Source organism: Streptomyces cyaneofuscatus (assembly GCF_033109485.1).
Lineage (GTDB): Bacteria > Actinomycetota > Actinomycetes > Streptomycetales > Streptomycetaceae > Streptomyces > Streptomyces cyaneofuscatus.
The window spans coordinates 7,178,927-7,201,261 of the sequence record NZ_CP137002.1 but is presented as its reverse complement, the minus strand read 5'-3'; the positions used below and the strand labels follow the sequence as shown (position 1 = coordinate 7,201,261).

The following is a 22,335-nucleotide window of genomic DNA, read 5'->3' as shown; positions in this document are numbered from 1 at the left end:
CTGGTCACACGCCCCGCGGGCTCGCGTAGAAGACCAGGCGGTACTTTCCGATCTGGACTTCGTCGCCGTTGGACAGCAGGACCGAATCGATGCGCTCGCGGTTGACATAGGTACCGTTGAGGCTGCCGACGTCACCCACCGTGAAGCTACCGTCCGGACCCCTGCGGAACTCCACATGACGCCGCGACACGGTCACGTCGTCGAGAAAGATGTCGCTCTGCGGGTGACGGCCGGCGGTCGTGAGGTCGCTGTCCAGCAGGAAACGGCTGCCGGAATTGGGGCCGCGGCGCACGACCAGGAGCGCCGAACCCCCGGGCAGCGCGTCGACGGCGGCCTGGGCCTCCGGGGAGAGCGAGGGCAGAGCCGTCTGGCCTGTCGCCTCGGCCTCGTACGCCTCAAGACCGGAGATGGAGATCGTGGACGTCGTCTCCGAGGCACGCTCGGGGACACCGCCCCGCAACGGCGCGCCGCAGTTGGAGCAGAATCGGCCGGCCTCCGCATTGCGGTGGCCGCACCTCGTACAGACCGTCATCGACGAGCCCTCCGGGGTGAACCCTCCACCCGCACCTGAGGTTGATGGTTCGCCGAAACCTATGCGGCCGGCACCGGCAGGGTCAATGGACGACACGTCGATACCGGTCTGAGTGGCGTCACCGGACACCTCATCGCGGAAGAGCGGACGCTCCGCCTCCTGCCCCTCGACCTGGCCGTGGCGCGGAGCACGGTGGCGGGCAGCACTGTTGCTGTCCTCGCGCGCGCTCTTCCCGAACAACTTCGCAAAAAACTTCACGGGCGATTCCCCTTGACCGACATAGACCCGCCCGTGGGGCAGGACGAACCCTGAATGAACACACCTGCCGACCCGGACATCTTCACAACGTCCGTATCCACCCGACAGTTTCCACCACGCACCACCAATCCGGTGCGCCGACCCCCCGCAACCTCGCGCTCTCGTCCACCGGCCCTCCGGCCCGGCGCGCTCACGGGGACGACGACCGAGCGTAGTCAGGCCGCTCCGCCGGTCGCAAGGCGTCGACGACGATCTCCTCGGAGCGCTCCACGACCGCCGTGGCCTGCTCCTTCTCGAGCGTCTGCACGACGCCTCCGGGGATGTTGAGGGCGGGCTCCAGGTCCTGCGGCTTGCCGATCACCTTGAACTCGTACGGTGCTTCGATCTTCTTGCCGTCCACCTGGATGTCACCGCCCTCCCCGGAGAAGTACGTGTTGGCCACCACCCGCACGCCGTTGACCTCGATGGCCTCGGCGCCCGCCGCGCGCAGCTCCTGGACGGTATCGAGCAGCTTGTCGGCCGCGACCGCGCCGGAGGGGTCACTGATCGTCAGCGTGATGCCGGGGCCCTGGGCCGCCACCGTACCCGCGAGGATCCCCAGCTGACGTTCCTTCTCCAGCGTCTGTTTCCGGGCCTCCTCGGCCTGGTCCGAGCTGTTCTCCAGCTCGGTGCGCTGGGCGTCCAGACGCTGCTTCTCGTCCTCCAGACGCTGCGTCCGGTCGTCGACCTCGTCGAGGATCCGGACCAGGTCCTCCTGCCGCGCGCCGCGCAGCGCGCTGTCGTCGCTGGTGGACCGCACCTGGATGGCCAGCCCCAGACCGAGCCCGAACAGCAGCACGGCGACGATGAGTTGGGCCCGGCTCACCCGGGGCGGCCACAGGCCCGCGAGCAGCCTCTGACGCCCGGAGACCTCCTCGGCGGCGGGCGGCTCCGGCCGCACAGGCGTGTCCGGCTTCTCGGGCTCGGGCAGAGGCTGGGGCTGAGACTGGTTCTCGTCGTTGTTCATCGGCCTCAAGCCCGGAAGACGTGCCGGCGGATCGCGGCGGCGTTGGAGAAGATCCGGATGCCGAGCACGACCACCACACCGGTGGAGAGCTGCGCGCCGACACCCAGTTTGTCGCCCAGGAACACGATCAGTGCGGCGACGACGACGTTGGAGAGGAACGACACCACGAAGACCTTGTCGACGAAGATGCCGTCGAGCATGGCCCGCAGACCCCCGAAGACCGCGTCGAGCGCGGCGACCACGGCGATCGGGAGATAGGGCTCGACCACCGCCGGTACTTCGGGCCGGACCAACAGTCCGACCACGACTCCCACGACGAGGCCCAGTACGGCGATCACGATGTGCCCTTCCCTGATTCTGCCGCACCACTGCCGGCGGCCTTCGGCTCTGCTGTACGGACGATCAGGCTCGGTGCGGCCGGGAGCCGCACCTCGGCCTGATCGGACAAGCTGGTGCGGATGTCGAAGCTCTCCTTGAGCGCGTTCAGGTACTGGCCGTCGGCGCTGTCCCGGAACGCGGCGGCGAGATTCTTCCCGTCCCCCACCGCGAGCACCGTGTAGGGCGGTACGAGCGGCCTGTTGTCGACCAGTATGGCGTCGCCCGCAGCGCGGATCGCCGACAGTGCCGTCAGCCTTTGCCCATTGATGGCGATGGCCTCGGCGCCGGACTCCCACAGGCCGTTGACGACCCGCTGCATGTCCCGGTCGCGCACCCGGCCCGTGTCGGAGAAGCTCGACGACTCACGGGGCCCGCCCCCGCCCTGATCGGTGTTCTTGGCGTCATCCACGACGAGCTTCACGCCGGGGCCCTGGACCGGGGTCGCCCCGGACAGGAGCGCCACCAGCTCCCCCTGGTCCCCGCCGTGCTGTTCCAGCGCCTTGCGCTGCCGCTCGCTCACATCGCTGCGGAGCTTGTCGACATCGGACTCAAGCGTGTCGGCTGCCCGGGTCTCGGCGTTGATGCGGTCGATCAGCTCTTCGCGTTCCTTCGCGACGACCGGCGCCGACACCCGCGCCTCGGCGGCTCCGAGGGTGACCACGAGGGCGGCCACCACCAGACCGGCGGCGAGGCCGAGCTTCGACTTGAGCGTACGGGGCAGCCCCGCGCTCCCGTCGGCCTGGCGGCGGGCCGAGGCCTCCGCGTAACCGTCGTCGAGGCTGTGGTCCATCACGTTGTTCAGCAGCGACATGGAGGCGTCAGGACGTGCGGGCGGCGAGGGTGTGCTCCGATCGGGGGGCTGCTGCGACATGCCGCACATCGTCGCACGTCACTACGGCTGCCGCCGAATGGCCCCACCGGTGACGCCGGTGCACCGGAAATCCCTGTCGGGGAGTTCCGGTGCACGGGTGTCAGAAGGTCACTCGCCCGCGCTCTCCACCACGGCGGACCACTCGTCGAGCAGCGCCTGTGCGGAGGCGTCGTCCGGGCCTTCCGCCCACAGATGGGTGACGGCCTCCGCCCGGTCGGGCAGCACCATGATCCACCGTCCGTCCGCCTCGACCACCCGGACGCCGTCCGTGGTGTCCACGCTGCGGTCCCCGGCCGCCTCGACGACGCTGCGCATGACGAGGCCCTTCACCGCCCAGGGCGTCGCGAGGTCGCGGCGCAGGACGTGGGCCCGCGGGATACGGGCGTCGATCTGGCTCAGGGTGAGCTGGGTCCGGGCCACGAGTCCGATGAGCCGGACGAAAGCGGCTGTCCCGTCGAAGACGCTGCTGAATTCGGGAACGATGAACCCGCCGCGCCCGTCTCCTCCGAAGATGGTGGTCTCTTCACGTCCCACCCGGGTCAGGTCGTCGGGCGAGGTGGTCGTCCACTCCACCTGGGTGCCGTGGTAGGCCGCCACCTGCTCGGCGACGCGCGTGGTGGTCACCGGCAGGGCGACGCGCCCGCTGCGCCGCTCGGCGGCGACGAGGTCCAGCATGACCAGCAGGGCCCGGTCGTCCTCGATGATCCGGCCCAGCTCGTCCACGAGGGAGAGCCGCTCACCGACCGGGTCGAAGCGGACGCCGAAGGCTGCCCGCGCCGAGGACACGATCTCCCCGAGCCGGACGAGGCCGGCACGGCGGGTCTCGGCGGACTCGGTGGGGCGCGATTCGTCGAGCCCCGGGTTGATCGTCAGGGCGTCCACCCCGAGCCGTCCGAGGAGGCTCGGCAGCACAAGCCCGGCGGACCCGTTGGAGGCGTCCACGACGACCTTGAGCCCGGAGTCGGCGATCCCCGCGATGTCCACGTTGCGGAGCAGGGAGCCGGTGTACGAGTCGAAGACGCTGGACGGGAAGTGCAGGTCGCCGATCTCCCCGGGGAAGGCCCTGCGGTACTCCTGACGGGCGTAGACGCGGTCCAGCTTGCGCTGCTGGGCCTGCGAGAGGTCGGCGCCCCGCTCGTCGATGAACATGATGTCCACCGAGTCGGGCACCCCCGGCGACGTGCGGATCATGATGCCGCCCGCACTGCCTCGCGCCGTCTGCTGGCGGGCCACGGGCAGCGGTACGTTCTCCAGGTCGCGTACGTCGATGGCGCTGGCCTGGAGCGCCGAGATGACGGCTCGCTTGAGGGCGCGCGCACCTCGGGAGTGGTCACGGGCGGTCGTGACCGTCGACCCCTTCTTGAGGGTCGTGGCGTAGGCGCCGGCCAGCCGGACCGCCAGCTCGGGGGTGATCTCGACGTTCAGGATCCCGGAGACGCCGCGCGCCCCGAAGAGATGTGCCTGCCCACGGGATTCCCAGATCACCGAGGTGTTGACGAACGCACCGGCCTCGATGGTCTTGAACGGGTACACCCGCACATTGCCCTGGATGATCGACTCCTCGCCGACCAGACACTCGTCACCGATGACAGCACCGTCCTCGATCCGGGCCGCGCGCATGATGTCGGTGTTCTTGCCGACCACGCAGCCCCGGAGGTTGCTGTGCTGTCCGATGTAGACGTTGTCGTGGACCACGGCCTTGTGAAGAAAGGCGCCGGTCTTGACGACGACGTTGGAGCCCACGACGGTGTGCTCACGGATCTCGACGTCCGCTTCGACCTTGGCGTAGTCACCGATGTACAGCGGCCCGCGGAGCACGGCGTCGGGGTGGACCTCCGCACCTTCGGCCACCCACACGCCGGGCGAGATCTCGAAGCCGTCGAGCTCCACGTCGACCTTGCGCTCCAGGACGTCCGCCTGGGCCTTCACATAGCTCTCGTGCGTACCGACGTCTTCCCAGTAGCCCTCGGCGATATAGCCGTAGATCGGCTTGCCTTCCTTCATCAGCTGCGGGAAGACGTCACCCGACCAGTCGACGGAGGTATCGGCCTGGACGTAGTCGAAGACCTCGGGCTCCATCACATAGATGCCCGTGTTCACCGTGTCCGAGAAGACCTGGCCCCAGGTCGGCTTCTCCAGGAAGCGTTCGACCTGGCCGTTCTCGTCGACGATGGTGATGCCGAATTCCAGCGGATTGGGGACCCGGGTCAGACAGACCGTGACGAGTCCGCCCTTCTCCTTGTGGAAGGCGATGAGGTCGGTGAGATCGAAGTCGGTGAGCGCGTCACCGGAAATGACGAGGAAGGTGTCGTCCTTCAACGCCTCCTCGGCGTTCTTCACGCTCCCCGCGGTGCCGAGTGGCTTCTCCTCGTTGGCATAGGTGAGCTCCATCCCGAGCTCTTCGCCGTCCCCGAAATAGTTCTTTACGAGGGAGGCGAGGAACTGGACGGTCACTACGGTCTCATTGAGCCCATGCCGCTTGAGAAGCCGCAGGACATGCTCCATGATCGGCCGATTGGCCACGGGCAGGAGCGGCTTGGGCATGCTCGAGGTCATGGGGCGCAGGCGTGTGCCTTCGCCACCAGCCATCACGACGGCCTTCATATCGGTAACGTCCTCCTAGAAGAGACGACGGTCAGCCGATTTCGCCCGTCGGGGCATCACACTCAAGACATCACACCGCGGGCCGGCCACACTGCACGGCACCGCATCAACGAGTTCAATCGGCTACTGCATCCGCCTTGACGAGCCGGCGGACCTGGACCACGTAGAGGATCCCTGCCCACCAATACAGCGTTGTACCCCATCCTGCGAACGCCCATCCGAAAACGGCGGCCACGGTAGCCAGCCAACCACTCCCGTCGCTGAGCAGCAACAAGGGGAACGCGTACATCAGGTTGAAAGTTGCAGCTTTCCCGAGGAAGTTGACCTGCGGCGGCGGATAGCCGTGGCGCCGCAGGATGGCCACCATCACGAGCAGCATCAGCTCACGGGCCAGCAGGGCCGCGGTGAGCCAGAGCGGCAGGATCTCACGCCAGGTGAGGCCGAGAAGGGTCGAGAGGATGTAGAGGCGGTCGGCAGCCGGGTCCAGGAGCCGGCCGAGACTGCTGATCTGGTTCCACCGCCGGGCGAGCTTGCCGTCGAGGTAATCGCTGATGCCGCTGAGCATCAGCACCAGCAGCGCCCAGCCGTCGCTGTTGGGGCCGCCGAACACGGGGCGGAGAATCAGCCACAGGAAGAGCGGTACCCCGACAAGGCGAGCCATGCTGAGGATGTTGGGGATGGTGAGGACCCGGTCCGTCTGGACCCGAGTCTCCTGGACCTCCACCCGGGAGCCTCCTGTGAAGAACGTGCGAATGATGCCCCCCGACCTTACCCTCAGCCTCGGCCGGCACCTGCACAGGGGTGGGCGGGGGCGGAGCTGGCGGCCGCTATGGAGCCCGGAATGCAGAAAAGCCCCGCACCACAAGGGTGCGGGGCTTTCCCACAAAAATTGTTCGGCGGCGTCCTACTCTCCCACAGGGTCCCCCCTGCAGTACCATCGGCGCTGAAAGGCTTAGCTTCCGGGTTCGGAATGTAACCGGGCGTTTCCCTAACGCAATGACCACCGAAACACTATGAAATTCTGAACAACCGGTGCAATCACAGCTGTTCGTTATTTCAGAACTAACACAGTGGACGCGAGCAACTGAGGACAAGCCCTCGGCCTATTAGTACCAGTCAGCTCCACCCCTTACAGGGCTTCCACATCTGGCCTATCAACCCAGTCGTCTACTGGGAGCCTTAACCCCTCAAGAGGGTGGGAATACTCATCTCGAAGCAGGCTTCCCGCTTAGATGCTTTCAGCGGTTATCCTTTCCGAACGTAGCCAACCAGCCATGCCCTTGGCAGGACAACTGGCACACCAGAGGTTCGTCCGTCCCGGTCCTCTCGTACTAGGGACAGCCCTTCTCAATATTCCTACGCGCGCAGCGGATAGGGACCGAACTGTCTCACGACGTTCTAAACCCAGCTCGCGTACCGCTTTAATGGGCGAACAGCCCAACCCTTGGGACCGACTCCAGCCCCAGGATGCGACGAGCCGACATCGAGGTGCCAAACCATCCCGTCGATATGGACTCTTGGGGAAGATCAGCCTGTTATCCCCGGGGTACCTTTTATCCGTTGAGCGACAGCGCTTCCACAAGCCACTGCCGGATCACTAGTCCCGACTTTCGTCCCTGCTCGACCCGTCGGTCTCACAGTCAAGCTCCCTTGTGCACTTACACTCAACACCTGATTGCCAACCAGGCTGAGGGAACCTTTGGGCGCCTCCGTTACTCTTTAGGAGGCAACCGCCCCAGTTAAACTACCCATCAGACACTGTCCCTGATCCGGATCACGGACCCAGGTTAGACATCCAGCACGACCAGAGTGGTATTTCAACGACGACTCCACAACCACTGGCGTGGCCGCTTCACAGTCTCCCACCTATCCTACACAAGCCGAACCGAACACCAATATCAAACTATAGTAAAGGTCCCGGGGTCTTTCCGTCCTGCTGCGCGAAACGAGCATCTTTACTCGTAGTGCAATTTCACCGGGCCTATGGTTGAGACAGTCGAGAAGTCGTTACGCCATTCGTGCAGGTCGGAACTTACCCGACAAGGAATTTCGCTACCTTAGGATGGTTATAGTTACCACCGCCGTTTACTGGCGCTTAAGTTCTCAGCTTCGCACACCCGAAAGTGCACTAACCGGTCCCCTTAACGTTCCAGCACCGGGCAGGCGTCAGTCCGTATACATCGCCTTACGGCTTCGCACGGACCTGTGTTTTTAGTAAACAGTCGCTTCTCGCTGGTCTCTGCGGCCACCCCCAGCTCAAGCAGCAAGTGCTATCACCAGGAATGGCCCCCCTTCTCCCGAAGTTACGGGGGCATTTTGCCGAGTTCCTTAACCATAGTTCACCCGAACGCCTCGGTATTCTCTACCTGACCACCTGAGTCGGTTTAGGGTACGGGCCGCCATGAAACTCGCTAGAGGCTTTTCTCGACAGCATAGGATCATCCACTTCACCACAATCGGCTCGGCATCAGGTCTCAGACTTATATGCACGACGGATTTGCCTACCGTGCGTCCTACACCCTTACCCCGGGACAACCACCGCCCGGGCTGGACTACCTTCCTGCGTCACCCCATCGCTTACCTACTACAAGTCTGGTTCATCGGCTCCACCACTACCCTCAACTCCGAAGAGATCGGGCCGGCTTCACGGACTTAGCATCGCCTGATTCAGTACTGGGCGTTTCAAAGCGGGTACCGGAATATCAACCGGTTGTCCATCGACTACGCCTGTCGGCCTCGCCTTAGGTCCCGACTTACCCTGGGCAGATCAGCTTGACCCAGGAACCCTTAGTCAATCGGCGCACACGTTTCTCACGTGTGTATCGCTACTCATGCCTGCATTCTCACTCGTGAACCGTCCACAACTCGCTTCCGCGGCTGCTTCACCCGGCACACGACGCTCCCCTACCCATCCATACTCCCGTTGGGGATATGTGTATGAATGACACGACTTCGGCGGTACGCTTGAGCCCCGCTACATTGTCGGCGCGGAATCACTTGACCAGTGAGCTATTACGCACTCTTTCAAGGGTGGCTGCTTCTAAGCCAACCTCCTGGTTGTCTCTGCGACTCCACATCCTTTCCCACTTAGCGTACGCTTAGGGGCCTTAGTCGATGCTCTGGGCTGTTTCCCTCTCGACCATGGAGCTTATCCCCCACAGTCTCACTGCCGCGCTCTCACTTACCGGCATTCGGAGTTTGGCTAAGGTCAGTAACCCGGTAGGGCCCATCGCCTATCCAGTGCTCTACCTCCGGCAAGAAACACACGACGCTGCACCTAAATGCATTTCGGGGAGAACCAGCTATCACGGAGTTTGATTGGCCTTTCACCCCTAACCACAGGTCATCCCCCAGGTTTTCAACCCTGGTGGGTTCGGTCCTCCACGAAGTCTTACCTCCGCTTCAACCTGCCCATGGCTAGATCACTCCGCTTCGGGTCTAGAGCGTGCAACTCAAACGCCCTGTTCGGACTCGCTTTCGCTACGGCTTCCCCACACGGGTTAACCTCGCTACACACCGCTAACTCGCAGGCTCATTCTTCAAAAGGCACGCAGTCACGACGCACCGAGCAAGCTCGATGCGCGACGCTCCCACGGCTTGTAGGCACACGGTTTCAGGTACTATTTCACTCCGCTCCCGCGGTACTTTTCACCATTCCCTCACGGTACTATCCGCTATCGGTCACCAGGGAATATTTAGGCTTAGCGGGTGGTCCCGCCAGATTCACACGGGATTTCTCGGGCCCCGTGCTACTTGGGTGATTCTCAAACGAGCCGTTGATGTTTCAGCTACGGGGGTCTTACCCTCTACGCCGGACCTTTCGCATGTCCTTCGCCTACACCAACGGTTTCTGACTCGTCTCACAGCCGGCAGACTATGAAAGAGAACTCCCACAACCCCGCATGCGCAACCCCTGCCGGGTATCACACGCATACGGTTTGGCCTCATCCAGTTTCGCTCGCCACTACTCCCGGAATCACGGTTGTTTTCTCTTCCTGAGGGTACTGAGATGTTTCACTTCCCCTCGTTCCCTCCACACTGCCTATGTGTTCAGCAGCGGGTGACAGCCCATGACGACTGCCGGGTTTCCCCATTCGGAAACCCCCGGATCAAAGCTTGGTTGACAGCTCCCCGGGGACTATCGTGGCCTCCCACGTCCTTCATCGGTTCCTGGTGCCAAGGCATCCACCGTGCGCCCTTAAAAACTTGGCCACAGATGCTCGCGTCCACTGTGCAGTTCTCAAACAACGACCAGCCACCCACCACCCCGTCCGGAGACGAGTTCACTGGGACCGGATCAGAAGGCTGCCTTACGGCCGTACCCTCAGATACCCAACAACGTGCCCGACACGATCAACCCGTTCCCGTTTTCCACGCCGAAGCAGTACTCACGAAACCGTGCTCATCGTGCCGAATAGTCAACGTTCCACCCATGAGCAACCAGCACCGAACATTCGCCGGTGTACTGGCCTCTGACCAAACCGAGGCTTGGTAAGAAGTGCTCCTTAGAAAGGAGGTGATCCAGCCGCACCTTCCGGTACGGCTACCTTGTTACGACTTCGTCCCAATCGCCAGTCCCACCTTCGACAGCTCCCTCCCACAAGGGGTTGGGCCACCGGCTTCGGGTGTTACCGACTTTCGTGACGTGACGGGCGGTGTGTACAAGGCCCGGGAACGTATTCACCGCAGCAATGCTGATCTGCGATTACTAGCAACTCCGACTTCATGGGGTCGAGTTGCAGACCCCAATCCGAACTGAGACCGGCTTTTTGAGATTCGCTCCGCCTCACGGCATCGCAGCTCATTGTACCGGCCATTGTAGCACGTGTGCAGCCCAAGACATAAGGGGCATGATGACTTGACGTCGTCCCCACCTTCCTCCGAGTTGACCCCGGCAGTCTCCTGTGAGTCCCCATCACCCCGAAGGGCATGCTGGCAACACAGAACAAGGGTTGCGCTCGTTGCGGGACTTAACCCAACATCTCACGACACGAGCTGACGACAGCCATGCACCACCTGTATACCGACCACAAGGGGGGCACCATCTCTGATGCTTTCCGGTATATGTCAAGCCTTGGTAAGGTTCTTCGCGTTGCGTCGAATTAAGCCACATGCTCCGCTGCTTGTGCGGGCCCCCGTCAATTCCTTTGAGTTTTAGCCTTGCGGCCGTACTCCCCAGGCGGGGAACTTAATGCGTTAGCTGCGGCACCGACGACGTGGAATGTCGCCAACACCTAGTTCCCAACGTTTACGGCGTGGACTACCAGGGTATCTAATCCTGTTCGCTCCCCACGCTTTCGCTCCTCAGCGTCAGTAATGGCCCAGAGATCCGCCTTCGCCACCGGTGTTCCTCCTGATATCTGCGCATTTCACCGCTACACCAGGAATTCCGATCTCCCCTACCACACTCTAGCTAGCCCGTATCGAATGCAGACCCGGGGTTAAGCCCCGGGCTTTCACATCCGACGTGACAAGCCGCCTACGAGCTCTTTACGCCCAATAATTCCGGACAACGCTTGCGCCCTACGTATTACCGCGGCTGCTGGCACGTAGTTAGCCGGCGCTTCTTCTGCAGGTACCGTCACTTTCGCTTCTTCCCTGCTGAAAGAGGTTTACAACCCGAAGGCCGTCATCCCTCACGCGGCGTCGCTGCATCAGGCTTTCGCCCATTGTGCAATATTCCCCACTGCTGCCTCCCGTAGGAGTCTGGGCCGTGTCTCAGTCCCAGTGTGGCCGGTCGCCCTCTCAGGCCGGCTACCCGTCGTCGCCTTGGTAGGCCATTACCCCACCAACAAGCTGATAGGCCGCGGGCTCATCCTTCACCGCCGGAGCTTTTAACCCCGTCCCATGCGGGACAGAGTGTTATCCGGTATTAGACCCCGTTTCCAGGGCTTGTCCCAGAGTGAAGGGCAGATTGCCCACGTGTTACTCACCCGTTCGCCACTAATCCACCCCGAAAGGCTTCATCGTTCGACTTGCATGTGTTAAGCACGCCGCCAGCGTTCGTCCTGAGCCAGGATCAAACTCTCCGTGAATGTTTACCCGTAATCGGGTGCACACATCACGAGAGCGGAACAACCGGTCGGAATAAGACCCGTTGTTCACAGCGTCCTCGCTGTGTATCGCCTACCGTCACCGAAGTGAACTGGTAGGACTTTTCAAAGGAACCACCAACCTGCACCAGGTGCAGGCCGGGGTATCAACATATCTGGCGTTGACTTTTGGCACGCTGTTGAGTTCTCAAGGAACGGACGCTTCCTTCGGTCCCGTTTCACCGGGCCCCTCCGGGCGCTTCCCTTCGTGTTTCTTTGTCTTGCTGTCCTGCGTTTCCGACTCTATCAGACTCTTTCGTGTCCGATTCCCGGTCGAAGCGGGTCAAGCGGTTTTGCTGCTTTTCGCTTCCAGATAATTCGCTTTCGCGCTTTTCCCTTTCGGCGAGTCCGACTCTATCAGGCCTTTTCCGTCTTCCTGACCACGTCCCTCGGGCATGCCGAAGAGAGGTTCAGGGTTAGGATCTGGGCTTAAAGGTCGCCGCCGACCCCCGACTCAAAGTCGCGTTGGGGTCAGGCAGGAGTACGACAGTACAGGTCGCCGGGGATCGAGGCAAATCGCTTGCGGTGCACCCCTAGGCCTGTCAACCGGGCGGTCTCGGGCGGAACCGGGACTTCATATGACTTACTCTGCTGAGCAGTACGCCGTCCCCACATCAGCCGCGGCGGCGACACCTGAATCTCCACCCCCTGGGAGGCTCCCCATGACCAACGTGACGTCCCCTCTTGCTGGACGCGCCATCGGACTCACTGCGGTTCCCGACCCGGTCTTCTCCGGCGCGATGGTCGGTCCCGGCACCGCCATCGACCCCGTACGTGAGCCCTCCGAGGCCGTGTCCCCGGTCGACGGCATCGTCGTCTCTCTGCACCCCCACGCGTTCGTCGTCGTCGACGCCGACGGGCACGGGGTGCTGACGCACCTCGGTATCGACACCGTCCAGCTCAACGGCGAGGGCTTCGAGCTGCTCGTCAACAAGGGGGACACGGTGACCCGGGGCCAGAGCATCGTGCGCTGGGACCCGGCCGGCGTCGAGGCGGCCGGCAAGTCACCCATCTGCCCGATCGTGGCCCTGGAGGCCACCGCCGAGTCGCTCTCCGATGTCCGTGAGGACGGGGACGTGAAGGTCGGCGACACGCTGTTCGGCTGGCAGTAACGCCTCGGGCGCAGTGACAAGCCAGTTGCACAACCACCGCGGTGACTCGGTCGCCGCACAACCGGAGACGGGTGAAATGGAGACAACGCTGCGAGGCGTCGGCGTGAGCCACGGTGTGGCCATCGGCGAGGTTCGGCACATGGGTACGGCGGTGCTGGAGCCGCCGGCCAAATCGATTCCCGCCGAGGAGGCCGGTCGCGAACAGGGGCGCGCCCGGCAGGCGGTGGAGGCGGTCGCGGCCGATCTGATCGCGCGCGGCAATCTGGCCGGCGGCGAGGCACAGCACGTGCTCGAGGCGCAGGCCATGATGGCCCAGGACCCCGAGCTGATGTCCGATGTCGACCGGCGTATCGCGGTGGGCAGCACCGCTGAGCGCGCGGTGTACGACGCGTTCGCCGCGTACCGGGCGCTGCTCGCCAATGCCGGGGAGTACCTGGCGGGGCGGGTCGCCGACCTCGACGACGTACGGAACCGGATCGTGGCGCGGCTGCTCGGTGTGCCGATGCCCGGGGTTCCGGACAGCGACGAGCCGTATGTGCTCATCGCGCGCGACCTGGCGCCGGCGGACACGGCGCTGCTCGACCCGACTCTGGTGCTCGGCTTCGTCACCGAGGAGGGCGGGCCGACCAGCCACAGCGCCATCCTGGCGCGGGCGCTCGGTGTGCCGGCCGTGGTGGCTCTGCCCGGCGCCGGTGAGCTGGCCGAGGGCACGATCGTGGCGGTGGACGGCAGCACGGGTGAGATCTTCGTCGACCCGAGCGCCGAGAAGCGGGCCGAGATGGAGGCCGCCGCCGCTGCTCGTAAGGCTGCGCTGTCCGCCTCGACCGGCCCGGGTGCCACGTCGGACGGGCACAAGGTGCCGCTGCTCGCCAATGTCGGCGGTCCGGGCGATGTGCCCGCGGCGGTCGAGGCGGGGGCCGAGGGTGTCGGGCTGTTCCGCACGGAGTTCCTCTTCCTGGACGACAGCAAGCAGGCTCCTTCCGAGGAGAAGCAGGTCGCGGCCTACCGTGCGGTGCTGGAGGCGTTCCCCGAGGGGCGTGTCGTCGTACGCGTACTGGACGCGGGCGCCGACAAGCCGCTGGACTTCCTGACGCCGGCCGACGAGCCGAACCCGGCGCTCGGTGTCCGGGGGCTGCGCAGTCTGCTGGACCACCCCGATGTGCTGCGGACCCAGCTGACCGCGCTGGCGAAGGCCGCCGAGGGTCTGCCGGTGTACCTGGAGGTCATGGCGCCCATGGTGGCCGACCGCATCGACGCCAAGGCGTTCGCGGACGCGTGCCGTGAGGCCGGGCTGCAGGCGAAGTTCGGTGCGATGGTGGAGATTCCGTCCGCCGCTCTGCGGGCACGGTCGATCCTCCAGGAGGTCGAGTTCCTTTCGCTGGGCACCAACGACCTGGCGCAGTACGCCTTCGCGGCCGACCGTCAGGTGGGTGCGGTGTCGCGGCTTCAGGACCCGTGGCAGCCGGCGCTGCTGGATCTTGTCGCGCTGTCCGCCGAGGCGGCTCGTGCCGAGGGCAAGAGCTGTGGTGTCTGTGGTGAGGCCGCTGCGGATCCGCTGCTGGCCTGTGTGCTGACGGGTCTGGGTGTCACCTCGCTCTCCATGGGTGCCGCGTCCATTCCTTATGTGCGCGCCACGCTGGCCAAGTACACGCTGGCCCAGTGCGAGCGTGCGGCCAACGCCGCCCGGTCGGCCGACTCCGCCGAAGAGGCGCGCAACGCCGCTCAGGCTGTGCTGTCCGGCGAGTAGCCAGGGTGAGTTGTCTGTCGGAGGGGCTTCCCGCCTGGTGGTGGGGAGCCCCTCCTGCTGTGTGCGCTGTCCTCGTCAGTGGTGCCTTTCCGCGGGGTCGGCTCCGATGTCGAAGCCCGCGCTGTACTCCACGCCGGACTCCGGGGAGACGGGCTCTCCGGTCTCGGCGTCGGTGCAGTAGGCGTTGAAGACCTCGCCCGCGGTGAGCGGGGCGAGGGCGCCGTACGCCAGTCGCCAGCCGTGGACGCGGTCCGGGCTGTCGGGGGTGCTGGTGCGGAGCACCACTCCCCCGGGCGACTCCAGGGCGATCGCCACCGCGAGCACCGTGGCGAATTCCGCTCCTTCCGAGGTGTCCAGGCGGGCCGGGCCCGTGGCGTCGCGGTGGGTGTGGAGCACCGCGAGGAGCTGGTCGTTCTCCGTCGGGGTGGAGCAGACCAGGTGGTGGGTGCCCGGGCCCGCCGTTTCCAGCAGGCGGGTCAGGAGGTGGGAGGCGCGGTCGAATGCGGCCCGCCCGATGTCCTGGCCGCACTCCGCGCAGGCGCCGAGATCGGCGAGGAGGAGTGTCGCGTACTCCCAGGTGGCCTGGCGGACCGCGCGGGAGACCAGGAGCGGGATGAGGTCGGTCAGGCTCTGGCCGGTGTAGGCGACGGTGGCTCCGGCGGCGGCGATTTCGGCGGTGAAGCGGCTGCGGCTGGCGCCGGTGTCCGCGTCCAGTCCGGACTCCGCGCAGAAATCGGCGTAGTCCTCCGGGTCGAAGAGCGCCACCGTGGTGTGCATGCCCTGGGCGGCCAGGGACTTGAGCAGGCCCTCGACCTGGTGCAGATAGGCGGTGTGGTCGTCGAAGGGGAAGGTGCGGTAGCGGCGCATGGCCGCGAAGTCCTGGGCGTCGACCAGGAGGCCGACGGTGCTGGGGGCTTCGCGGCGCAGTGTGCGTCGCAGGGTGGTGCCGTGTCGTGTGGTGCCGTGTTTCGAGCTGCGTTTGGTGGTCGGCTTGATGGTGCGCTTGGTGTTTTCCTGCTGCGCCATGTGTCCCCCTGTGCGCGGTGAATCCTTGCTCACTCAGCGTAATCAGTGGGACTGACAGTGGCGTTACGCGCGGCGCTTCGCCGCCAGGTCGGCGTAGAAGTGGAGCAGGTCGAGGTTGTCGACCGAGCCCGGGTTGACCGCCTTGGCGAGCTCGGTGCCCTGGAGCAGGCGCTTGACCGGGACCTCGATGCGCTTGCCGGTGAGGGTGTGCGGGATGGCGGGGACCTCGATGACCTCGTCCGGTACGTGGCGCGGGGAGAGGTTCTCGCGGATGGTCGCCTTGATCGCGGCGCGCAGGTCGTCGTCGAGGGTGGCGCCTTCGGTGAGGTGGACGAAGAGCGGCATCCAGTATCCGCCGTCGGGTTCTTCGAGGCCGATGACGAGGGACTCGCGGATCTCGGGGAGCCGTTCGACGGCCTCGTAGATGTCGGCGGAGCCCATGCGGACGCCCTGGCGGTTCAGGGTGGAGTCGGAGCGGCCGTGGATGATCACCGAGCCGTGGTCGGTGATGGTGATCCAGTCGCCGTGGCGCCAGACGCCGGGGTACATGTCGAAGTAGCTGTCGTGGTAGCGGCTGCCGTCGGGGTCGTTCCAGAAGCGGATCGGCATGGACGGGAGCGGGTTGGTGACGACGAGTTCGCCGACCTCGTTGGTGAGGGGCTTGCCCGCCGGGTCCCAGGACTGGAGGTCGGTGCCCAGGCAGGGGGCCTGGAGCTCGCCGATGTGGACGGGGAGGGTGGGGACGGCTCCGGCGAAGCAGGAGCAGACGTCGGTGCCGCCGCTGACGGAGGCGATCCAGAGGTCGTCGGCCACCTCGTCGTGGAGCCAGCGGAAGCCGTCGGGCGGGAGCGGGGAGCCGGTGGTGGCGACGCACTGGACGCGGGAGAGGTCGAAGTCGCGGCCGGGGTGGATGCCGGCCTTGCGGCAGGCCATGACGTATGCGGCGGAGGTGCCGTAGAGGGTGGCGCCGGTCTGTTCGGCGATCCGCCACTGGGCGCTGACGTCCGGGTAGCCGGGGCTGCCGTCGTACAGGACGACGGTGGTGCCGGTGAGGAGGCCGGAGACGAGGAAGTTCCACATCATCCAGCCGGTGGAGGTGTACCAGAAGAAGCGGTCCTCGGGGCCGAGGTCGCAGTGGAGGCCGAGCTGCTTGAAGTGTTCGAGCAGGATGCCGCCCTGGGACTGGACGATGGCCTTGGGCAGGCCGGTGGTGCCGGAGGAGTAGAGGACCCAGAGCGGGTGGTCGAAGGGGACCTGTTCGAAGACCGGCTCGGTGTCGGCGGAGGTGAGGGCGGCCCAGGCGAGTGCGCCTTCGGGGGCGTCGGTGCCGAGCAGCGGGATGTGGACGACGGCGCGGAGGGTGGGCAGCTCGCGGCGGAGTTCGGCGACGGTCTCCGTACGGTCGTGCTCCTTGCCGCCGTAGCGGTAGCCGTCGACGGTGAAGAGGACGACGGGTTCGATCTGCTGGAACCGGTCGAGGACGCTGCGGGCGCCGAAGTCGGGGGCGCAGGAGGTCCAGACGCCGCCGACGGCCGCGGTGGCGAGGAAGGCGACGACGGCCTGCGGGATGTTGGGGAGGTAGCCGCTGACCCGGTCGCCGGGGGTGACGCCGATGGCGCGGAGTTCGGCGGCCAGGGCGCCGACCTGGCGGCGGAGGTCGGCCCAGCTGATGGGGACCTGGGTGTGGGTCTCGTCGACGTACAGGAGGGCCGGGGTGTCGGCGCGGGCCGGGTCCTCGGCGGTGCGCAGGGCGTGTTCGGCGTAGTTGAGGGTGGCGCCGGAGAACCAGGTGGCGCCGGGCATGGTGCGGTCGCCGAGGACGCTCTCGTACGGCGTGGAGAAGCGGATGTCGAACCACTCGGCGACGGCCTGCCAGAAGGTGTCGAGCTCGTCGACGGACCAGCGGTGCAGGGCCTCGTACCCGCCGTCGGCCGGGGCTCCGAAGCGGCTCGCGGCCCAGCTCTGGAAGCGGGTCACGGCCGCGGCCTCGATGCGCTCGGGGCTGGGCTGCCAGAGGGGGGCGTCGGGCGTGGCTGCGGTCATGGGGCGGCTCCCTGGCTGGACGGGTACGCGGGTGGCGTGTCGGCGCGCACGGGCTGGGGTGTGCGCGTGAGCGGCTGACACGGACGATGCCATGTGATCGTCTTCGGCACCAGAGTGGCCCGGTGTGAGGCGGGCTTCGATTCCTCGGCCGAGGTGGGTGAACGGGAGTTGAACGGGAGGTTCTGCGGTCCTGGCGGGTGGCAGGGTGTGCGCCATGGACGGTCGTGACCTGGTGCGTCGGGTGAGGTTGGTCGGTTCGGTACGGGGGCTGCGGACGCTGCGCGCGGCCTGGCGGCGCAGGTCGGCGGACGCGCGGGCGCTGCCTCCGCGCGGTGCCGAGCGGGCCCGGGTGCCCGGTGCGCTGGTGGGGGCGGAGCCGGGTCCCGGTGGGGGTGTGGTGCGGTTCGCCCGTTCGGAGCTGCGGATCCGGGTGGCGGTGGGCGGTGCGGTGTTCTGGGCGTGGGACGGGGCGGATCCGCTGCCGTCGTACGCCCTGGCGGGTGAGGTGCCGGCGGCGGATCCGCGGGCGGTGCTGGAGCCGGACAAGGACGGCGGCTGGCAGGTGGTGTCCGAGCGGCTGACCGTGGTGGTGTCGCGGACCGGTGCGGTGGAGCTGCGGACGCCGGGCGGGGTGCTGCTGCGGCGGGAGCTGCCGCCGCGCTGGTGGGAGCCGGTGGGCGGGGGCGCGGTGCGGTGGGTGCAGCGGTCGGAGGTGCCGGCGGACGCGCGGTTCTTCGGTCTCGGCGGGCGGGCGTCGGGGCCCCGGCTGCGGGACGGGGCGTACGGGTTGTGGAACACGGACCCGGGCGGGCGGTTCGGTCCGGGGGACGATCCGCTGTATCTGACGATGCCCGTGCAGGTGGTGGTGTCGGACGCGGGGACCCATCTGGCGTTCCACGACAACACCTGGGCGGGGCGGGTCGTGGTGCGTGAGGGCGAGGAGGGCGCGGGCTCCGGGCACGACCGGCCGGGGACGTGCGAGGTGCGGATGGAGGGCGGGCCGCTGCGGTGCTGGGTGGTGGCGGGGACGCCGGCCCGGGTGCTGCGGGGGTGGACGGCGCTGACGGGTGCGCCGGCGGTGCCGCCGTCGTGGGCGCTGGGGCCGCAGCACGCCCGGTGGGGGTTCGGGAGTGAGCGGGAGGTGCGGCGGGTGGTGACCGGGTACCGGGAGCGGGGGCTTCCGCTGTCGGTGCTGCATCTGGACATCGACCACTACGACGGGCACCGGGTGTTCACGGTCGACCGGGAACGGTTCCCTGCCCTGCCCGAGCTGGCGAAGGCGCTGCGCGACGAGGGCGTACGGCTGGTGTCGATCGTGGATCCGGCGGTGAAGGCGGCCCCGGGCGACGCGGTGTTCGACGCGGGTGTGGAACTCGGGGAGCGTGGGGCGTACGTGCGGGACGCGCGGGGGCGGGTGATGGTAGGTGAGGTGTGGCCCGGGGCCTGCGTCTATCCGGATTTCACTGATCCGCTTGTGCGGGAATGGTGGGGATCTCTGTATGCGGAGCGGCTTGCGCAGGGCTTTTCGGGGGTCTGGCACGACATGAACGAGCCGGTGTCGTTCGCCGCGTTCGGGGATCCGTCGCTGCCGCGTTCGGCCCGGCATGTCCTGGAGGGAGCGGGCGGCGACCACCGCGAGGCGCACAACGTGTACGGGCTGGCGATGGCGCGTGCCGGGTACGAGGGGCTGCTCCGGCTGCGCCCCGAGGAGCGGCCGTTCCTGTTCTCACGGTCGGGGTGGGCGGGGATGCAGAGGTACGGGGGCACCTGGTCCGGTGATGTGTCGACCGGGTGGCCGGGGCTGCGGGCCTCGCTCTCGCTGGTGCTGGGCCTCGGGCTGTGCGGGGTGCCGTACTCGGGTCCGGATGTCGGCGGGTTCGACGGGTTCCCGTCGCCGGAGCTGTATCTGCGGTGGTTCCAGATGGGCGCGTACCTGCCGCTGTTCCGGACCCATTCGGCGATCGACGCGGGGCGCCGGGAGCCGTGGGAGTTCGGGTCCGAGGTGCTGGAGCACGCGCGGGCGGCGCTGGTGGAGCGGGACCGGCTGCACCCGTACTTCGTGACGCTCTCGCACGTGGCGCGGCTGTCGGGGGCGCCCTATGTGCGGCCGGTGTGGTGGGCAGCGCCGGGCGACCGGGGGTTGCGGGGGTGCGAGGACGCGTTCCTGCTGGGCGATGCGCTGCTGGTGGCGCCGGTGATGGAGAGCGGGGCGGAGCGGAGGGTGGTGCGGCTGCCCCGGGGGCGGTGGTACGACACGGTGACCGGGCGGGCGTACGAGGGGCCGGGGCCGGTGGTGGTCGACGCGCCGCTCTCCCGGATCCCGGTGCTGGCGCGGGCGGGGGCGGTCCTTCCGGTGCGGGATGCGGACGGGGAGCTGGAGCTGGAGGTGTGGGCGCCTGCGCCGGGGCGGACAGGGGGCGGTCTGGTGGTCCGGGACCCGGGTGACGGGTGGGCCGGGGCCGAGGTGGAGCGGTATGTGTCGCGGTGGGAGGGCGACCGGGTCGTGGTGGAGCGGGACGGCGGGGAAGGGGCGGAGGCGGTGGGGCTTCCGGTGCGGATTCGGGGGGTGGAGGGGTAGGGGGCGCGGCCGGGGGGCGCTTTCCGTGGATCCCCTGTGGCGGAGCCCCGTACGCCTCTGGCGGAGCCCCGTACGCATCAGCCGTAGCGGCCCGCGAACCAGGCGTTCACCGCTTCCGTGTGCAGCGGGAAGGCCAGCGGGCGCGGGGCGTGGAGGATCTCGTAACCCGATGTCTCGTGGGTGGGGACGGAGGGCGGCAGGGCGGCCAGGGGGCGTGGCGGGAGGAGGCCGAAGAGCAGGAGGTGGCCGGCGGTGTCGCTGAGGGCGTCGGCGAGGCGGACGTCCTGTTCGTCGGCCTCGATCCCGGTCTCCTCGCGCAGTTCGCGGACGACCGCGTGGTGCCAGTCCTCGGCGTGGTCGATGAAGCCGCCGGGCAGCGCCATACCGCCCTTCTGCGGCTCGATGGTGCGGGTGATGGCGACAAGTCCGGTCGCGGTGGGGCCGGTGACGGGGAGCAGGGCCACGGCGACCGGGAGCGGGTTGCGGTAGGCGGTGGTGCCGCAGCGTGGGCAGGTGCGGGGCCAGGTGCCGGGAGCGGTCAGGGCGGGGTACGGGGCTCCGCAGGTGGAGCAGTGGGAGTCCCTGACGTACGGGGTCGGCTGCCGACCGGTCGTCGGGGCGGGGCTGTCGGTGGGCTCGGGCACGGGCGGACTGTATCCGATCGTCCTTTCGCAGGGGCGGCGAAGCTGATAGACGGTGTGACCATGACAGGAATGCGTACCGCTCTCCGCGCCTTGGCCACCGCTGCCGCCGCCACTGCCCTGCTCGCCCACACGGCTGCCTCCCCCGCGCCCGCTCAAGCCCGGCCCGGATCCGCTTCGGCGGACGCCCGCTCCGAACCGAAGGCGGCCGACGGGTTCGTGACGTTGCGTTCGGTGGATCCGACGATCATCCAGGAGATGCGCTACACCACGGCGCACACCTTCCTCGGTGAGCGCGTCGACGGGTACCGGCAGCCGGTCTGCATCCTGACCCGGCCCGCCGCCCGCGCTCTGCATCTGGCGCAGAAGCGGCTGCTGCGGCAGGGGTACGCGCTGAAGGTGTACGACTGTTACCGGCCGCAGCGGGCGGTGGACCACTTCGTGCGGTGGGCGAAGGATCTCGACGACCAGTCCATGAAGGGGGAGTTCTATCCGCTGGTCGACAAGAGCCGGTTGTTCGAGGACGGTTACATCGCGGAGAAGTCCGGACACAGCAGGGGCAGCACGGTGGACCTGACGCTGGTCCGACTGCCGGCTCTGCCGACCAGGCCGTACCGTCCGGGCGAGCGGCTGACTCCCTGCTTCGCGCCGAAGGACGAGCGTTTCCCCGACAACTCGGTGGACATGGGGACCGGTTACGACTGCTTCGACACCCTGTCGCACACGGACGACCCCCGGATACAGGGCGTGCAGCGCGCCAACCGGCAGCTCCTCAAGCGGACGTTGACCGAGGTGGGGTTCGTGAATCTGCCTGAGGAGTGGTGGCACTTCACCCATAAGCCCGAGATGTTCCCGGACACCTATTTCGACTTCCCGGTCGACCGCAGGGCGGTGGCCGGGCACTGAAAGAACGGGCGACCGGGACCACCCCCGTGGGCTCCGGCCGCCCGTTCTTCCTTTCGGACGCGAAAGGGGCGTGTTCGGTTGCCGGTCGGGCGGCTACGGTGCCCGTATGTCACAGCAGACGTTCGATTCGTACGAGGAATTCTGGCCGTACTACGTCGCGATGCACTCCCGTGCCGCCACCCGCTGGGTCCATCTGACCGGCACGCTCACCGGTCTCGCGATCACGGCATACGGGCTGGCGCGGGGGCGGAAGCGGTATCTGGCGGCGCTACCGCTGATCGGGTACGGCGCGGCCTGGCCCGCGCACTTCCTGATCGAGAAGAACAATCCGGCGACCTTCGGGCATCCGGCGTGGTCGCTGCGCGGGGACGCGCAGATGATCGGGATGATGCTGGCGGGCCGGGACGCCGAGCTGGCGGAGACCGCGGCGAAGTGGCTGGCCGAGAACGGGTGAGCCGCGTGCGGAGGGGCTCGCCTGGTCGCGTCCGGAAGGGCTCTCCTGGTCGCTCCTCTCGCCGGGGAAGCTCTCGGCGTCTCCCCT

At 67.0% G+C, this 22,335-nt stretch carries 14 protein-coding genes and 3 rRNA genes; 5 read left to right on the top strand and 12 right to left on the bottom strand.

The window, feature by feature from the left end; translation table 11 throughout:
* Positions 1-4: 4 nt before the first annotated feature.
* From R2B67_RS31780 to R2B67_RS31740, 9 genes are all read right to left on the bottom strand, one after another.
* Positions 5-790, bottom strand: coding sequence for an FHA domain-containing protein (locus R2B67_RS31780; protein ID WP_078533282.1), 786 nt, complete (start codon positions 788-790; stop codon positions 5-7).
* Between the two features lie 190 nt (positions 791-980).
* On the bottom strand, positions 981-1,796 hold the full coding sequence (locus tag R2B67_RS31775; RefSeq protein WP_317822842.1) for a DUF881 domain-containing protein: 816 nt from the start codon (positions 1,794-1,796) through the stop codon (positions 981-983).
* Positions 1,797-1,801: 5 nt separating this feature from the next.
* Positions 1,802-2,134, bottom strand: a complete 333-nt coding sequence (locus R2B67_RS31770; RefSeq protein ID WP_003970459.1) for a small basic family protein — start codon at positions 2,132-2,134, stop codon at positions 1,802-1,804.
* Positions 2,131-3,045, bottom strand: a complete 915-nt coding sequence (locus tag R2B67_RS31765; protein WP_317822832.1) for a DUF881 domain-containing protein — start codon at positions 3,043-3,045, stop codon at positions 2,131-2,133. Before R2B67_RS31765 ends, R2B67_RS31770 begins: the two co-directional genes overlap by 4 nt.
* A gap of 108 nt (positions 3,046-3,153) precedes the next feature.
* Positions 3,154-5,649 carry a mannose-1-phosphate guanyltransferase gene (locus R2B67_RS31760; protein ID WP_015607273.1) on the bottom strand — a complete coding sequence of 832 codons (2,496 nt, stop codon included), beginning with the start codon at positions 5,647-5,649 and terminating at the stop codon, positions 3,154-3,156.
* 115 nt (positions 5,650-5,764) lie between these two features.
* Complete coding sequence (locus R2B67_RS31755; protein ID WP_018516183.1) at positions 5,765-6,373, bottom strand: cardiolipin synthase ClsA; 609 nt, start codon at positions 6,371-6,373, stop codon at positions 5,765-5,767.
* A gap of 167 nt (positions 6,374-6,540) precedes the next feature.
* Positions 6,541-6,657: ribosomal RNA gene (gene rrf / locus R2B67_RS31750) — 5S ribosomal RNA — on the bottom strand.
* 78 nt (positions 6,658-6,735) lie between these two features.
* Positions 6,736-9,861 (bottom strand): 23S ribosomal RNA (locus R2B67_RS31745).
* Positions 9,862-10,158: 297 nt separating this feature from the next.
* Positions 10,159-11,684: ribosomal RNA gene (locus tag R2B67_RS31740) — 16S ribosomal RNA — on the bottom strand.
* The 16S, 23S and 5S rRNA genes sit together here, the layout of an rRNA operon.
* Before the next feature lie 719 nt (positions 11,685-12,403).
* Between R2B67_RS31740 and R2B67_RS31735 the strand changes: the two genes are divergently transcribed.
* Positions 12,404-12,853, top strand: coding sequence for a PTS sugar transporter subunit IIA (locus tag R2B67_RS31735; protein WP_018512548.1), 450 nt, complete (start codon positions 12,404-12,406; stop codon positions 12,851-12,853).
* 76 nt (positions 12,854-12,929) lie between these two features.
* Positions 12,930-14,600 (top strand): phosphoenolpyruvate--protein phosphotransferase, encoded by a 1,671-nt coding sequence (gene ptsP, locus R2B67_RS31730; protein WP_317822829.1) that lies wholly within the window; start codon positions 12,930-12,932, stop codon positions 14,598-14,600.
* 75 nt (positions 14,601-14,675) lie between these two features.
* Here the strand turns inward: ptsP and R2B67_RS31725 are convergent, their stop codons facing one another.
* Positions 14,676-15,626 (bottom strand): DUF8829 domain-containing protein, encoded by a 951-nt coding sequence (locus tag R2B67_RS31725; RefSeq protein ID WP_237324860.1) that lies wholly within the window; start codon positions 15,624-15,626, stop codon positions 14,676-14,678.
* A gap of 63 nt (positions 15,627-15,689) precedes the next feature.
* Entirely contained in the window at positions 15,690-17,669 is a 1,980-nt protein-coding gene (locus tag R2B67_RS31720) for an acetoacetate--CoA ligase (protein WP_317822828.1), read from the bottom strand.
* A 214-nt stretch (positions 17,670-17,883) separates the two neighbouring features.
* Here R2B67_RS31720 and R2B67_RS31715 point away from each other — a divergent pair, with 214 nt between their 5' ends.
* Positions 17,884-20,247: a glycoside hydrolase family 31 protein gene (locus R2B67_RS31715; RefSeq protein WP_317822827.1), complete on the top strand. Its 2,364-nt coding sequence runs from the start codon at positions 17,884-17,886 to the stop codon at positions 20,245-20,247.
* A 77-nt stretch (positions 20,248-20,324) separates the two neighbouring features.
* Here the strand turns inward: R2B67_RS31715 and R2B67_RS31710 are convergent, their stop codons facing one another.
* Positions 20,325-20,891: an NUDIX domain-containing protein gene (locus R2B67_RS31710; protein WP_317822825.1), complete on the bottom strand. Its 567-nt coding sequence runs from the start codon at positions 20,889-20,891 to the stop codon at positions 20,325-20,327.
* Positions 20,892-20,951: 60 nt separating this feature from the next.
* Here R2B67_RS31710 and R2B67_RS31705 point away from each other — a divergent pair, with 60 nt between their 5' ends.
* Together R2B67_RS31705 and R2B67_RS31700 are read left to right on the top strand one after the other, a co-directional pair.
* Positions 20,952-21,794: a M15 family metallopeptidase gene (locus R2B67_RS31705; protein WP_317822823.1), complete on the top strand. Its 843-nt coding sequence runs from the start codon at positions 20,952-20,954 to the stop codon at positions 21,792-21,794.
* 106 nt (positions 21,795-21,900) lie between these two features.
* A complete protein-coding gene (locus tag R2B67_RS31700; RefSeq protein WP_317822821.1) occupies positions 21,901-22,248 on the top strand; it encodes an Mpo1-like protein in 348 nt (115 codons plus the stop codon).
* Positions 22,249-22,335: the final 87 nt, after the last annotated feature.